Source organism: Variovorax sp. 10N412, assembly GCF_056394985.1.
The window spans coordinates 161,490-176,299 of sequence record NZ_JBFTIO010000009.1 but is presented as its reverse complement, the minus strand read 5'-3'; the positions used below and the strand labels follow the sequence as shown (position 1 = coordinate 176,299).

The 14,810-nt window shown below is 67.6% G+C and carries 14 protein-coding genes; 4 read left to right on the top strand and 10 right to left on the bottom strand.

The genetic code is table 11. The features are described from left to right. The first annotated feature begins 43 nt into the window (after positions 1–43). Positions 44–847, top strand: a complete 804-nt coding sequence (locus AC1DJH_RS21570; protein ID WP_478187095.1) for a lysostaphin resistance A-like protein — start codon at positions 44–46, stop codon at positions 845–847. 18 nt (positions 848–865) lie between these two features. Here the strand turns inward: AC1DJH_RS21570 and AC1DJH_RS21565 are convergent, their stop codons facing one another. From AC1DJH_RS21565 to AC1DJH_RS21555, 3 genes are all read right to left on the bottom strand, one after another. Further along, the gene (locus tag AC1DJH_RS21565) at positions 866–1,474 is read right to left on the bottom strand and encodes a flavin reductase family protein (protein ID WP_478187094.1); all 609 of its coding nucleotides are present in this window, start codon (positions 1,472–1,474) and stop codon (positions 866–868) included. Positions 1,475–1,492: 18 nt separating this feature from the next. Further along, positions 1,493–1,966, bottom strand: a complete 474-nt coding sequence (locus AC1DJH_RS21560; protein WP_435482874.1) for a hypothetical protein — start codon at positions 1,964–1,966, stop codon at positions 1,493–1,495. A gap of 67 nt (positions 1,967–2,033) precedes the next feature. Further along, positions 2,034–2,759 (bottom strand): hypothetical protein, encoded by a 726-nt coding sequence (locus tag AC1DJH_RS21555; protein WP_478187093.1) that lies wholly within the window; start codon positions 2,757–2,759, stop codon positions 2,034–2,036. 300 nt (positions 2,760–3,059) lie between these two features. Here AC1DJH_RS21555 and AC1DJH_RS21550 point away from each other — a divergent pair, with 300 nt between their 5' ends. Then, positions 3,060–4,001 (top strand): class I SAM-dependent methyltransferase, encoded by a 942-nt coding sequence (locus AC1DJH_RS21550; RefSeq protein ID WP_478187092.1) that lies wholly within the window; start codon positions 3,060–3,062, stop codon positions 3,999–4,001. A 30-nt stretch (positions 4,002–4,031) separates the two neighbouring features. Beyond that, entirely contained in the window at positions 4,032–5,690 is a 1,659-nt protein-coding gene (locus AC1DJH_RS21545) for a SulP family inorganic anion transporter (RefSeq protein WP_478187091.1), read from the top strand. Positions 5,691–5,712: 22 nt separating this feature from the next. Here AC1DJH_RS21545 and AC1DJH_RS21540 read toward each other — a convergent pair whose 3' ends face one another. From AC1DJH_RS21540 to AC1DJH_RS21530, 3 genes are all read right to left on the bottom strand, one after another. Further along, positions 5,713–6,567: a hypothetical protein gene (locus AC1DJH_RS21540; RefSeq protein WP_478187090.1), complete on the bottom strand. Its 855-nt coding sequence runs from the start codon at positions 6,565–6,567 to the stop codon at positions 5,713–5,715. Positions 6,568–6,694: 127 nt separating this feature from the next. Then, on the bottom strand, positions 6,695–7,993 hold the full coding sequence (locus tag AC1DJH_RS21535) for an aminotransferase class V-fold PLP-dependent enzyme (protein ID WP_478187089.1): 1,299 nt from the start codon (positions 7,991–7,993) through the stop codon (positions 6,695–6,697). 3 nt (positions 7,994–7,996) lie between these two features. After that, on the bottom strand, positions 7,997–8,893 hold the full coding sequence (locus AC1DJH_RS21530) for an amino acid ABC transporter substrate-binding protein (RefSeq protein WP_478187088.1): 897 nt from the start codon (positions 8,891–8,893) through the stop codon (positions 7,997–7,999). Positions 8,894–9,047: 154 nt separating this feature from the next. Between AC1DJH_RS21530 and AC1DJH_RS21525 the strand changes: the two genes are divergently transcribed. Beyond that, a complete protein-coding gene (locus AC1DJH_RS21525) occupies positions 9,048–9,980 on the top strand; it encodes a LysR family transcriptional regulator (RefSeq protein WP_478187123.1) in 933 nt (310 codons plus the stop codon). A 3-nt stretch (positions 9,981–9,983) separates the two neighbouring features. Here the strand turns inward: AC1DJH_RS21525 and AC1DJH_RS21520 are convergent, their stop codons facing one another. The 4 genes from AC1DJH_RS21520 to AC1DJH_RS21505 all read right to left on the bottom strand — a co-directional run bounded on the left by AC1DJH_RS21520 (position 9,984) and on the right by AC1DJH_RS21505 (position 14,731). Continuing rightward, positions 9,984–11,042, bottom strand: coding sequence for a serine hydrolase domain-containing protein (locus AC1DJH_RS21520; RefSeq protein WP_478187087.1), 1,059 nt, complete (start codon positions 11,040–11,042; stop codon positions 9,984–9,986). A gap of 11 nt (positions 11,043–11,053) precedes the next feature. Next, complete coding sequence (locus AC1DJH_RS21515; RefSeq protein ID WP_478187086.1) at positions 11,054–11,680, bottom strand: shikimate kinase; 627 nt, start codon at positions 11,678–11,680, stop codon at positions 11,054–11,056. A gap of 64 nt (positions 11,681–11,744) precedes the next feature. Next, positions 11,745–13,826: a ParB/Srx family N-terminal domain-containing protein gene (locus AC1DJH_RS21510; RefSeq protein WP_478187085.1), complete on the bottom strand. Its 2,082-nt coding sequence runs from the start codon at positions 13,824–13,826 to the stop codon at positions 11,745–11,747. Between the two features lie 287 nt (positions 13,827–14,113). Beyond that, a complete protein-coding gene (locus tag AC1DJH_RS21505) occupies positions 14,114–14,731 on the bottom strand; it encodes a LexA family protein (RefSeq protein ID WP_435483707.1) in 618 nt (205 codons plus the stop codon). Between the last annotated feature and the right edge of the window lie 79 nt (positions 14,732–14,810).

The window sequence follows — 14,810 nt, the reverse complement described above, 5'->3', positions numbered from 1 at the left end:
ATCCGCGCCACCGTCCCCCTGGCGCCCACCGGCGCACCCCCTCATGCCCTCCCCGAAAAGCGCGGCCTTCCCTTCGCTCGCGCAAGCCGCCCTGCTGTTCGTGGCCCTGTTCCTCTGCGAGTTCGTCGTGGGTGCCGCGCTGCGCGACGCCAATGGCTGGCTCGGCCTGAACCTCATGCAGATTGGCGTGCTCTCGGCCGTGCTGGGCAACGGCTGCGTGTTCGCGGTGGTCATGCACTTCCAGAAGCTCACCTACCGCGAGCTCTTCCATCATTCGCCTTCATCCCCGGGCACCATGCTGATGCTGGTGGTGCCGCCGGTGCTGCTGCTGGTGCCGGCGCTGCTGCTCGCCATCACCTCCGCGCTGCAGTTGCTGATGGCGATCGTGCCGCTGTCGCGCTGGGAGGAGTCGTTCTTCAGCCGCATGGCCGACGGCAGCGTGGCGGCCGTGTTGGCGGTGTGCGTGATGGCGCCGCTGCTGGAGGAAATGCTGTTCCGCGGCATCGTGCTGCGCGGCTTCCTGCAGCGCTATCCGCGCTGGCAGGCCATCTGCATGTCGGCGCTGCTGTTCGGCGCGGCGCACATGAACATCTACCAGTTCGTGGTCGGCTTCGTGATGGGCACGGTGCTCGCCTGGCTGTACGAACGCACGCGCTCGCTCATTCCGTGCATTGCGCTGCACGCCACCTACAACACCACCACCTTGCTGCTGGCCGACTGGCTGGAGGCCGCATCGCCCTCGCGCCTGCTGTGGGCCGTGTTGCTGGCATTGGCGGCGGCCGTGTGCGGCGTGGTGGTGTTGCGCGCGATGCTGGTACCGCGCGCGGCGCGGAGCAACTCGGCCTGAGCCGGGCGCCCCTGAGAACTAGGCCGTGGGCGGCAGCGCCCGCGCATCGGCCGCCTCGCCGTCGACGATGAAGTGCCCGCCTGCCACATGGTGCAGCGTGCGCAGTTCGTCGTGGCCGTCGAAGTTCCAGCGCCCGTTGGCGAACACGCGCGCATCGGCCTGCGCGGCGATCACCTCGCCCAGGAACAGGTCGTAGCGATCCTGGATGTGCGGCTCCGGCAGCAGCCGGCATTCGAGCCAGGCCGCGCAGCCTTCGAGCAGCGGCGCGCCGGTGGCACTGCCCGCGAAGGTCTCCAGGCCGTAGGCGGCGAACTTGTCGCGGCCCGAGGTCTCGACGAGCTCGCGGCCCGAGCTGCTGCCCAGCGCCTCGGTCAGGTCGAGCTGCGCGCGCGTGGGCACATGCAGCGCGAAGGTGCCTGCGCCTTCGAGCAGCACCCGCGTCCAGGTGCTCTTGTCGAGCACCACCGCCACCTTGGGCGGCGCAAAGTCCAGCGGCATGGCCCAGGCCGCGGCCATGATGTTGCGCTGGCCGCCGTGCGCGGCGCTCACGAGCACGGTGGGGCCGTGGTTCATCAGGCGGTAGGCCTTGTCGAGCGGAACGCTCTGGCGGTGCTGCGCGTTGTTCATGCAGGAGTCAGCGCTTCGTCAACGGTAGGCATCGCACAGCGCGAGGTACTCGTCGCCCGAAATCTCCAGCGCCGTGGCGCGGCGCAGCACGCGTGCTTTGGGCTTGGGCAGGTCGGTCCTGATCTGGATCTGCCGGCTGATCGGAATGCCGACGTAGCTCTGGTTCACCCATGTGTTCTCGACGATGTTGCCCCACGGCAGCACCATGCCGTTCTCGAAGGTCAGGCCCTGGTGGCCGACCACGAACGCCGGCGTCGCGATGTTGCGCAGCGTGTTGAAGCACTTGAAGGTCAGCCACGCCGTAAGCAGCGCGAAGCAGGCCGCGATGAGGATGCCGATGTTCTTGTCCTGCGCGCGGATGCACAGCACGGCCAGCACCAGGGTCACCACGCCCCAGAGCACGGTGCCGCCGATGAGGCGCGAGCGGGAATAGAACACGGGACGGTCCTGGCGGGTCTTTTCTTGCTGTGCGGCGGAGCTGTAGATTTCCATTTGTGGTGTTCGCTGTGTGCGTCTGTTGGAGTGGTTGAAAAAAGGGCTGAAGGGCGACGAAGACGATTCAGTGCGCGGGCAGGCGTTGCATCAGGCAGGCCATGAGCACGGGTTCGTTGTCGATCTTCGAGCGATCGATCTTGCGGGTCTTGCCGCTGGCGACGATGACCAGGTGTTCGTCCACGTCCATGCCTTCCTCGTCGGACTGGGTGCGGATGGTGTCGATGCTCGACCACGCAATGAGCTGGCCCTTGTGCACCAGGCCTTCGGCCTGCAGGCCGAGCGCACCGAACTTCACCGTCTCGCCTGCATGCAGGCGGCGCTCCACGTCGTGCGACATGGTGTCGCCGACGGCCTCTTCCACTTCGGCGAGCAGCGCGTCCGGCTGGTCCCACAGATCGAGCCGCAGGCGCAGCGTCTTGCCGTCGCGCGTGGTGAGCAGCACGTGGTTGCGGTTGTGGCGATGGCGAAAGCGCGTGACGTCCGCGAAGGCCAGCGTGCGTTCGCCGAGCTGCAGGCCGTGCCCTCCGACGGTCAGCGTTTCGGGCGTGCGCAACCACGCGAAGAAGTCGCTGCCCTTCCAGCAGATCAGGTAGATCGCCGCGGGAATGGCCAGGAACAGAACGACGATCGCGCCCTTGTAGCGGATGAAGTCCGGCGTGATCAGGTACGGAAGGATGTAGACCTTGATCGGCACCAGCATCATGGCGCAGAAGACATAGATGGCGGCGAGACCGCCGAGGACGCAATAGAACGAGTAACGAGGAAAGATTCTGGCGTGGCGAATGGGCATGTGGCGGGCCCGATGCAAGGACACGGGCGAACAAGAAACTACCCGCGCACCATACCAGCGCATTGCGTCGTTCCCGAGGCCTGGCGTGTCAGTCGAGGCCTCATTTTCCGAGTGAAAAACGAACTTCGTACGAAGGGCTTAGCCTGGAAGATTTAAGTTTGTCGCCGCATCGCAAGCGACCCGTTCTAAAGCATTCACTGCAGCTTCGAGATGCCATGGGACCTGCTTGAAACGACGCGCTGTACACACGCACGCCGGCAAAGCACACTGCGCACCCATTCCACGTTGGAGCCCGCCCCAGTGACCCCCTCGAAAGCCAGCCGCACCGCCCTCGCCACGTCCTTGATGCGCGCACTGCATTCGCGCTGCGACCCCGCCCCGCTGCTGGACGACCCATGGGGCGACCGCCTGGTGCCGGAGGCCGTGCGCGCGGCCTTTCGCGAACGGGCGATGGCACGGCACGCAGCAGCCGGCAAGGCCGAGGCCGAGGCCAAGACCGCCTCTTCATCCGACAGCGTGCTGGACGCCGTGTGGCGCGCGAACGCGGCGTATGCCGACGTGGTGCTGCGCTCGCGCTACACCGAAGACGCGCTGCAGGCGGCCGTGGCAAAGGGAGTGGCGCAGTACGTGATCGTCGGCGCGGGCTTCGACAGCTTCGTGTGCCGCCGGCCCGCATGGGCGCACGCACTGGACATCTACGAAGTCGATCACCCCGACACGCAGCGCCTGAAGCGCCAGCGCCTGCAGGCGTGCGGCGTGGCCGCGTCGCCGTCGGTGCATTTCATCGAGGCGGACCTGGCCACAGAAGACCTGGGCACCGCGCTGGCCCGCTCGCGCTTCGACCCGACCCGGCCGGCCTTCTTCTCGTGGCTGGGGGTCACCGTGTACCTCACGCGCGAGGCGAACCTGGCAGCGCTGCGCTCCATCGCGTCGTGCACGTCCGCTCACAGTGAACTGGTCTTCACCTACATCGACGAAGCCGCCCTCGCCCCGGGCCATGCCAGCGCGGAGGCCTTCCGCAAGCTGCGCAGCGATGTGTCGGCCGCGGGAGAGTCCTTCCTGTCGGGCTTCGATCCCGCGGCGTTGCAGGCATTGCTGCTCGACACCGGCCTGCGGCTGAAGGAAGATCTGGACGGGCACCAGGGCATTGCGCGCTACGACCCCGCGGGGCTCAACGGCCTGCGGTCCGCGGGGGCTGCGCACATGGCGCATGCCGTCAGCTTCCGGTCCGCCGGCGCCTGATAGCTTGCGGCGGCAACACCCCACTCCTTCATGACCGCAGCCACGCCGCCCGCCACGCCCATCCCGCCAATCCCGCCGCGGAGCACCGCCTCCCGCCGCCCCGGTTTCGCCGACCTCGTGGCGGGCGTGTCCATCGCGGGGCTGCTGCTGCCCGAGGCCGTGGCGTACGCCAGCATCGCGGGCCTGCCGCCGCAGGCCGGCGTGATCGCGCTGTTCGCGGGCCTGCTGGTCTACGGCCTCTTCGGCAGCAGCCGCTTCGCGATCGTCTCGGCCACCTCGTCGTCCGCCGCGGTGCTGTTCGCGGCCACGATGTCGGTCACGGGCGTGGACGCCGTCACGCGGCTCGCGATGGGCGCGGGCATCGTGCTGCTGGCGGGCCTGTTCTTCGTCGTCGCGGGTGTCGCGAAGCTCGGCGCGGTGTCCAGCCTCATCGCCAAGCCGGTGCTGCGCGGCTTCGCGCTCGGGCTGGCGTTGACCATCGTGGTGAAGCAATTGCCCAAGGTGCTGGCGGTGCAGCCGGCGCACAGCGACTTCTTCCGGCTCGCCGGCGGGCTGCTGGGCGAGTGGCGGCACTGGAACCTGGCCGGCGCGGCCATGGCGCTGGTCGCGCTCGCCTTGCTGCGGGGTCTCGCGCGCTGGCGCGCGGTGCCGGCCGCGCTGCTGGTGATCGCGGGCGGCATCGCGCTCGACGTGAGCGGGCTGTGCCAGGCCTGGGGCGTGGCGGCGGTGGGAACCATCTCGCTGGACTTCTCGCACCCGCGCGTGCCCGTGCTCGACCGAGCGCAGTGGCAGAACCTGGGCGGCCTGGCCTTCGCGATGGCGCTGATCCTGTACGCCGAGTCGTACGGCTCGATCCGCACCTTCGCGCTGCGCCACGGCGACAACGTGTCGGCCAACCGCGACCTGCTGGCGCTGGGCGGCGCCAACCTGCTCTCGGCGCTGTTCCAGGGCATGCCGGTGGGCGCGGGTTATTCGGCCACCTCGGCCAACGAGTCGGCCGGGGCGCAGAGCCGCGCGGCGGGCATCGTCGCGGGGCTGGTGGTGCTGGTGGCGGTACTCACGCTGCTGCCGTGGATCGCGCACACGCCCGAGCCGCTGCTGGCCGCCATCGTGATCCATGCGGTGAGCCACACGCTGAACCCGGCCGCGCTGCGGCCCTACTTCCAGTGGCGGCGCGACCGGCTGGTGGCACTCGTGGCGGTGGCCGCCGTGCTGCTGCTGGGCGTGCTCGACGGGCTGCTGGCCGCCATCGGCGTGAGCCTGTTGCTGTTGCTGCGCGGCTTCTCGCGCACCACGGTGAGCTGGCTCGGCCGGCTGGGCCAGAGCCACGACTACGTCGACACGGCCCGCCAACCCGAGGCCGTGGTGCCGCCGCACACGCTGATCGCGCGGCCCGAGGTGCCGCTGTTCTTCGGCAATGCGGATGCGGTGTTCGCGTCGATCCGTGCGCGCGTCGATGCGATGCCGGGCCTGCAGCGCATGGTGCTGAGCCTGGAGGAGTCGCCCGACCTCGACGCCACCAGCATCGAGGCGCTGTGCGACTTCGCGGCCTACGTGCGCGTGCGCGGCGCGCGCCTGTCGCTGGCGCGTGTGAAAGACGACGTGCGCGACCTGCTGGCCAAGGTGAATTCGCCCGACCTGCATGCGGACGTGTATGCGCCGTGGAGCGTGGACGACGCGGTGCAGTGAGCGAGAACGCCCGGTTCGGCCCTTACCAGATCTTCCACCACGGCTTCGGCTTGGCGTCGCCCTTTGTCTCGTGCGCGCCATGCGGCCTGGAAGCCCGCCGGACGGAAGCCGCAATGGCGGCCGTATCGAAAGAAACGGATGCAGGCGCATGCGTCATCGCGATGGACGGCACGGACGCGCGGGTGAAATCGGGTCGAGCCACGATCGGCATCGGCATCGGCATCGGCATCGGCATCGGCATCGGCATCGGCACAGCATCGACAGGAGCTTCAGGTGCGGTGACGAAGCCCCCGAGGAGCGCTGCGGAGTTGCGCCGTCGAACCGCATGGTCCAGCACGACCCCCGACATGAACTCCTTGTACGTATACGGTGCCTGGTCCCTTTCATAGAACGACAGCAACCTGACGGCCTCGAATGCTGCTTCGCCACCTTCAAAGGCTTTCACGAAAGTAAGCGCCTCTTCCTCTGGATCGTTGAGCAGAAAAACTTCCGTAGGGTCCATGGCGAGATATGGCAGCGAGAGCCCGCGCAACGCATCGACGGCGGCTTGCCAATAGTCCTCGACCCGCGACCGGTCTCCGACGAATGCATCAAGCAACGCGCGGGCCGCGACCAGGTTGCGCACCGCGTTCTCGACGGGTACGCATGGCAGAAGAATCTGTTGGTGCACGACGCCGGCCCCATGCCTGAAGGTCAGGGTTGCGGGAATCAGGTCCTCCCTGCGAAAGCAGAAGAACCAGATCGCCGGGATCTGATTGGCACCTTCGGCCACTGCCGCATAAGGCGATCCGTCACGCGCAGATGCCTCATGCAGGTGGATGCGATCGCAGACAGGGACGGAGGTGTTGAACAGGTATGCGCGGTTGGCCATGTCCAAGAATGCCACACCGCCCTTCGCCAGCACCGCGCTCGACAGCGCAAGAAGGCTACGGGCGCTTCGGCGGTCTTGCGGCCGCGGGCGCCTTCATGGAGCTACGCTGGATGACCGTGCGGACAACACCGCGCTACTGCCCCTGCTGAGCCGCGATCTCCTGCGTGATGCGCAGGAACTTCTCCATGTCCGCCACCGAGTTGCAATGCAGCGGCGACACCCGCACGGTGCCCGCCAGGCCGAAGGATTCGAGCATGCGCTTCGAATACAGGCTGGTGGCCACGCGCTCGTACACCGTCACACCGCGCTTGCCGTATTCCACGACGGCCTGCGTGCAGTCGATGTGGTCGAAGCCGATGCCCAGGATCAGGTCGCGCCGGGTCAGGTCTTCGTGGTCGAGGAACACCTCGACGCCGCGCATCTCGCGCATGCCGGTCGCGTTGGCGTTGCCGTCGAGCAGCACCGCGAGCAGCGCGCGCTCGTGCAGCTCGATGTGCGTGATGCCGGCCACGAACAGCGCGCGTCGATCGCTCGTCTCGGTGAACTTGCCGCCCAGCCAGCACACGTAGTCGACGATTTCGGTCAGCACCGCGAACTGCCACGGCGCCGAGCTGCCCAGGTCCCAGTAGTCGGGCTTCTTGGCGGCCAGCTTGTGGTGCGGCAGCACGGCCGCGCGCTCGGACATCCATGACAAGCCCGAGCCCCGGCAGCCGAAGAACTTGTAGGGCGCGATGTTGACGCCGTCCACCGGCGTCTTCTGCAGGTCGATGAGGCCGTGCGGCGCATGCTGCACGGCGTCCACCACGATGTACAGGTCGGGCTTGATGGCGCGCGCGCGGCGCACGATCTCCTCCATGTCCAGCTTGGCACCGGAGATGTTCGACGCGTAGATCACGTTGAGCAGGCAGGTGTTCTTGTCGACCAGCCGCACGATCTCTTCCACGTCGACGCCGCCGGTCACGGGGTTGCTTGGCGCCACGCGCAGCTCGCGGCCCAGGCGCTGGGCATAGAGACTCATCGCGTCGAAGGCCGAGGGATGCTCGAGCACGGTGGTGACCATGTTCGTGCCCGGCACGTTCTCGGCAATGGCGCGCACCATGTCGAACATCGCGCCCGAGGCGGTGAGCGAGGCGTACACGCTGCCGCCCTTCGCATTCAGGATGGTGCGCAGGTCGTCGCTGCCCCGGGCCTGGATGTCCTGCAGCTCGACGGCCGTGGCGTGGATGCGCTCGGCGTTGTCGGGAATGGCGTCGACCTGCGCGAAGCGCTCGACCGCCGCCTTCAGGCGGAACGATCCGCCGGCGTTGTCGAAGTACAGGCGCTCGCGGCCGTGGTGGTCATGGTCCACGCCAAGAAAGCGCTGCTGCACCTCGCGCATCAGCGCATCGGAAAAAGCCAGGCCATGGGGGTGTTGTGCGTGCGGGGAAGCCATCGTTCAGACGCCCTTGTTGTTGGGGTTCTTGTAGATCTCGCGCACCGCGTCGGACATGGGGAAGTTCAGGTTCGCGTTCTTCGGCGGAATCGGCGAGAGGAACCACTTGGTGTACAGCTGCTCGATGGCGCCCGACTTCATGAGGCCGGTGACGGTCTCGTCCACCAGCGCCTTGAACTGCGGGTCGTCCTTGCGCAGCATGATGCCGTAGGGCTCCTGGCGCAGCGACTCCTTCAGCAGCTTGTATTCGCCGGGGTTGGTGGCACTGGCGACCATGCCGGCGAGCTGCACGTCGTCGAGCACATAGGCGTCGGCGCGGCCGGTGGACAGCAGCAGGAAGCCGTCGGAGGTGTCCTTGCCGGCGATCTCGTTGACTTCGATGGTGCCGTTCTTGCGCGCGCCGCGCAGCAGCTGGATCGAGGTGCTGCCCGAGACGGTGGCCACGTTCTTGCCGTTGAGGTCGCCCAGCGAATTGATGCCCGAGGCCTTCTTCACCGCGGCGGTGATGTTGGTCACGAAGTGGCTGGGCGCGAAGTCGACCTGTGCCTGGCGCTGGGTGGTGTTGGTGGTGGTGGCGCAGTCGAGGTCGACCGTGCCGTTCTGCAGCAGCGGAATGCGGTTGGTCGAGTTCAGCATGGTGTAGCGCACCTCGAGTTTCGGCAGGCCGAGCTTGGCCTTCACCGCGTCGACGATCTTCAGGCAGATGTCGTTGGTGAAGCCGATGGGCGCGCTGTCGGCGCTGAGCTTGTACGAGAACGGAATCTGGCTGTCGCGCGCGCCGATCTGGATCGTGCCGCTCTCCTTGATCTTCTGCAGCGTGCCGCCGTCCTGGGCGCTGGCCGCGCCGCAGGCGAAGACCAGGCCGAAACAGAGCGCGAGGGGCAGTTTCTTGAAGTTCATCGGGCGTTCCTTGAAGGGTCGAAGAGAGTGGACGGAGGGTGGATGAGGGGTGGCTTGGCCGCATCTTCTGCCTCTCGATGAATTTCCAAAAGCGATTTTTTGTGATCGAATCACATGACTAAAAGCGTTCTTTCAGCCGGAGTGCCGCACCGTGATGACTTTCAAGCAACTCGAAGCCCTCTACTGGATCGGCCAGCTGGGCGGCTTTGCGCAGGCGGCGAACCAGCTGCACACCTCGCAGTCCGCGGTGTCCAAGCGGGTGCACGAGCTGGAGCTGCTGTTCGACACCGCGCTGTTCGACCGCAGCCAGCGCACCGCGCGGCTCACCGAGAAGGGCGAGGAGATGTTCGTGCTCGCGCAGAAGCTGCTGGCACAGCGCGACGCCGCGGTCGAGCAGTTCGGCAAGCCCGGCGTGGTGGAACGGCGCATCCGCATCGGCGTGACCGAGCTCACCGCCATGACCTGGCTGCCGCGGCTGGTGGGGCTGATCCAGCAGCACTACCCCAAGGTGATCCTGGAGCCCGACGTGGACGACAGCTTGCAGCTGCGCGACAAGCTGCTGGCCGACGAGCTCGACCTGGTCATCGTGCCAGACACCTTCGCCGAGTCGCGCCTGCCGCACACGGTCATCGGGCAGGTGCGCAGCGCGTGGATGTGCAAGCCCGGCGTGGTGCCTGCGGCATCGGCCGCCGGCAGCGTGCGGCTGCACGAGCTGGCGCGACACCGCATGCTGGTGCAGGGCAACAACTCGGGCACCGGGCGTGCCTACGACGCATGGATGAAGGAGCAAGGCGTGCAGCCGGCCAACGTGATCGTGGTGAGCAACCTGGTGGCGCTCACCGGGCTCACGGTGTCGGGCCTGGGCGTGAGCTACCTGCCGCGCGAATGCCTGTCGCCGATGGTCGATGCGGGCATGCTCGCGGTGATCGAGGTGACGCCCGCCCTGCCCGTGGTTCGGTACGTGGCCATGCACAAGGGCGAGCACCGCAGCGCGCTGACCTCGTCCATCGTGATGCTGGCGCAGGAATGCTGCGACTTCACGCGGATGTTCCAGGCGCAGGGGGAAGAAGAGGCTTCGCCGGGCTGAACGTCAGGAGGAAGTGGCCACCAGGGCAACCACCTGCTGAACCAGCCTGGCGATGCCTGCGGTCTGCGTGGCCACCTCCCTGGGCGGCGGCGAAGTGGCGGCGGTTGCCACCACGAGCCGCAGCGACGGCACCAGCAATGCGAACTGCCCACCATAGCCCCATCCCCAAGCCACCTCGCGTCCGTCGAGCGTACCGGTGAACCAGAGGTAGCCATAGCCTGTGTCGCTGATCGGTGGATTGCGCCACGCCGCAGGGCCGTGTCGCCGCGTGCTGTCCGACACCCAATCGGCGGGCACCACCTGCGCGCCATTCCATCGACCGCCGTCGGCCATGCTCCATGCCAGCCTGGCGAGATCGCCCGTGCGCAGGTTGAGCCCCATGTAGGCCGTCGAATGACCGGACTTGTCGGTGCGCCAGCTGAAGCGCTCGATACCCAGCGGTGCGAACAGGTCGCGCCGGGCGACATCCGCAATTGGCATGCCGTGCGCGCCCTCCAGAATCGGCGTCAGCAACGACACGGCCGCATCGTTGTACGACCAAGTGCCCGGTGCCGTGCCGTCGGCCTGCAGGCCCAGCACATAGGCGGTGGGGTCCGGCGCATTGAACAGCGGGTTGATCTGCGTGCGCCAGTCGTAGGCGAGGCCGGTGGTGCCCGTGAGAATCTGCCGCAACGTGACGCGGGTGGCCGGTGCATCGAGTGCCGTGCGCGAAGCGTCGGGCAACAGTTGGGCCACGGTCTGCGACAGACCCTGGATCTTTCCTTGCTGTAGCGCCTGCCCGACGAGGATCGAGCAAACGCTCTTGGTGACCGAGTTGACGGCCAGCAGGTCGTTCGCCGATGCGCCCGCGTAGAAACGCTCGCCGGCCAGCACGCCATCGCGCATGACGACGAGCGCGCGAAGCGCGGGCACGTTGCCGCCCGCGTCCAACACCTCATCGAGGTGTTCGGCGGACAGGTGCTGCGTCGCGGCTCCTTGCGCGGACGCGGCGGCGCAACCGACTGCGGCGGCGCCCAGCAGGGCCCCGCCGCCGGCCAGAACAATGCTTCTTCGAGAACTCATGGGTGCCTCCTTCAGGGACCGGTAGACGCTGCGCCGGTGAGCCCGAGACGTTCGCGCACGAAGCAGGCCATTTGCGAGGCCGCCTCGTCCGGAGCGCCATTGTTGAGGAATCGCGCGCACCGCAAGGCCATGAACGACGGAAAGCGCTCGCGGATTCGTGATGCCTCGCTCGCTGCGTTGCCCGGCAGGTAGGGTCTGGACAGCTGCCGTCCCACGATGGTTTCGACGCATTGCTCGAGGTCGAACGACGGCAGCAGCAACAAGGTCAGCGCGTCGTGCTCCGTGCTCGCTCGAACTTGTGCATAGCCCGACCCCGCTTCTGCGGGGTACGTCATGAAGCCGGACGAGAGTGCAAGGACGGTCGATGCCACGAAGACGCGCCGAAGTTCGGCATGGAGAGCGAGGTTGCGTCTCGCGTAGCCGGCATAGCCGTGGGCCGACATGTAGCTGGCGATGTCGCCTTCACGCGCCATGAACTGCTGGTCGAGGTCCACGAACTGCCAGTCGAGCCGTTCGGCCAGCACACGCCCGACGGTGCTCTTGCCGGCACCGCCGGGGCCGATCAACTGAACGACGGGAGGGCCGGGGCGCCGAGCGTCATCGGCATCGAAGACGAGGTGCTGCGCGGCTTTGTGCATGAGGGCTGGAAGGTCCGGGGCGTGGACCCACATGCTAGCGGCAGCAGGCGCCTGCCTTGCCGGCCTACTTCGTCGCCAGCGACGCCCGGTAGCTCAACGCATACGCCAGCTTGCCCGGCTTCGCGGCCGTCACCGGCGTGTTGAGGTCGGCGAAGGCGGCGCTGTCGAAGCTCGCGCGCTTGCCCATCTGCAGCGCGGTGAGGCCCGAGGAACCGATCGGCGTGGTGTCGGGCGTCGCGACCATCAGGTTCGACGCGGTCTGGATGGCCTGCAGGTAGCTCGCGGCATCGGTCAGCGTGTAGGCCGAGAGCTGCAGGTTCTGCGGCGCGGCGCGCAGCCATTCGGACCAGTAGAACTCCAGGAACTCGGTGCTGTTGGCGGGCTGCGCATAGCCGATGTCACGCGTGAAATACAGCAGCGCGCGGTACGGGTCGTCCTGCAGTCCGTTGCCCAGGCCCAGCTGCTGCGGCAGGTCGGCCGGCGTGATGGCGCGGCCGTCGGGCAGCTTGAGCCACACCGTCTTGTTCGCACGCATGCCGCGCCAGAAGGTGGCGTTGTTCTGGTCCATGAAGTTGCCCTTCATCACCACCGGCACCTTCACGTCGGCGCCACCGCCGTTGGGCGCCTCCCAGAAGCTGGTGAGGGTGTGGTGGCCGTCCGTCAGGTACAGCACGCCGCGCGGGCCGACCACGGCCGACTTCAGCGCGCTCTGGTCGAAGGCGTTCTTGGTCGAGCAGGTGAAACTGGTGGGGTCGGTGAGCAGCGAGGTGCCCGCAATGACCGTCGAGCCCTTGGCGCCGTCCGTGAGGCCCCGGGCTTCGCAATAGTCGTCGAACTCCTTCTTCCACTGCGTCGACCCGTTGGCGTTGTTGCGGTAGCGTGCCTGCTTGTAATAGACCTGGTCGTAGCCGATGGCCGGCTGCGTGGGGCGCGCGTCGCCGATGCGGATGTCCATGACGGCGGTGCCGGTGGTGGGCGCCGATGCGTAGGTGCCGATGACGGGCTGCACCGGCAGCATGCGGCATACCCCCGAGAAGTTGGTGGACGCCGCGGCATCCCTGCCGGTGCCGACGTAGTACACGGTCTGCTTGCCCACGGGCAGCAGCACGCGCGCGGCCTTCTGGCTGTCGGCCCACTGGCCGGTGACGAGGCCGTTCACGGCATTGGTGCCCGCCGCGCCGAGCTTCACGTCGTAGTCGATGGTGTCGGTCTGCAGCAGGCCCTGGCCCACCGACACGAAGTTGCGCTGCGTGCGGCCGGTGGCCGCGCCGGTGGTGGCATCGAGCGCGGGCTGGCTGCACAGCCATTCGCCGTCGAGCGCGGTGGCGGGCAAGGCCATCGACGCGCTCTGCAGCACCCAGGTGCCGGTGCGGAAGCTTCCGTCGGCGGCGGTGGTGAACTCATCGGCGAGCAACGTGGCCGCGCCCGATTGCGCATTGACCATGACACGGCCGACGCGCTGGCCGTCCAGCGTCAGGGCCAGCGCGCCCGGGTAGGTCGCCTGGTCGGCTTCGGCCGCGAGCTTGCCGGTGCGTGCGGTGCTGCAGGTGTCTGCATAGGCCTGGCCCAGGCAGGCGCGCACGCTGCCGTCGGCCGCCACATTGAACTGGCCGAACGCCGACTCGGGGCCCGCCTGCGCCACGCCCTTGGCGTTGTAGGCGGTGGTGAGCCTGACGAAGCTGTACACACCGGCCAGCCGGGCCACGTCGGCCACGCCCTGGTTCGAAGCGGCAATCTCGCCCTGCAGCAGCGAGCCATCGGCCGCCTTGAGGTTGGGCACCTGGGCCAGCGAGCCGCTGAGCAGGCCGCCGTCGAGCTGGAAGCGCAGGCCCAGGCGGGGCAGCGCGGCGGCGAGCGCATCGGGCACGCCGCTGCCGGCCACCACGGCGAAGTTGCCAGCCAGCAGCGAGCCGTCGGGCTGGGTGGTGTAGCTGGCGCTCAGTGCGCCGGCCAGGCCGAAGCGCGAATCGACGAAGCGCAGCGTGAGCTTGCCGGCCGCGGGCTGGTCGAGGGTGATGGAGACGGTGTCGCCGAAGCTGGCGGTGCCCGTGTACTGCGAACCGCCCGCCAGCGGCTGGAGCGCCACGACGGGGGCGTCCGGATTGCCGGCGCCGGGGGCGCCCGCAGCAGGGGCGCTGACCGGCACGAAGCCGCTTCCTCCCCCACCGCCGCCGCAAGCTGCCAGAGACAAGGCCGCAAGGCCGGCCAATCCCGCGGCGCGCGCGCAGGTCCATCGAAAGTTGTGATGCATGAAAGTCCACAGGAAAAAGAGACTGGGCACGCCCGTGCAGGCGTGGCCCGCCACCGCCGCAGGCGGCCCGATTCTGTGAACCCGAGGTGACAGACCCATGACGGCCTACCGCCGGATCGCGGACACCGATAGCAAATTCATCGGCCCGCAGGCAAATCTATCTGGAAATAAATGAAAAGCGGCTACCGAAAGCGCTTGGTGAACTCGCGCACCACGCCGATCACGGTGGCGCTGCCGAGCAGCTTGATGGGATAGCGCGTGTTGAGCGGCTTGAGATAGAGGTCGCCGCCGTCACGGATGAGCTGCTTGAAGGTGGTTTCGTTCGTGTCGTTCATGGCGATCACGTAGTCGCCCGGCAAGGCTGCCATCTCGGGCTCGACGATGACCAGCGAGCCATCGGGAAACGAGTCGCCGGTCTCGCTCACCATGCTGTCGCCGTGCACGCGCAGCGCATAGGTGTGGCGCTTGATCGGCACCGTGACGGGCACGGTTTCGAACCGGCCCTTGGGCTTGAAGTTGTCAATGACGGTGTAGTTGCCCGCCTCGACTTCGGACACCAGCGGCACCTCAGCGCGCATGTCGAAGCCCGGGCTGATGTTGGTGCCGCCGGAGACCAACTCGGCCAGCGAGACACCCAACAGCTCGGCGACGCGCGGCTGGTTGCTTCGCTTCGGTGCGGTTCCGCCGGCCTTTTCCCATTGTTGTACGGCACCACGGCTCACTCCGACGGCGTCAGCAAACTGTTGCTCGCTCATCCCGAGACGTTTTCGACCTTCGCGAATAAGTTGATGAATGCTCACAGCCAAGAGGCTATGCCCTCATCGAGATAGAAAATCAATCGACGATAGCGATTCTGTCCGTAACGCTCCAGCAGGCGAA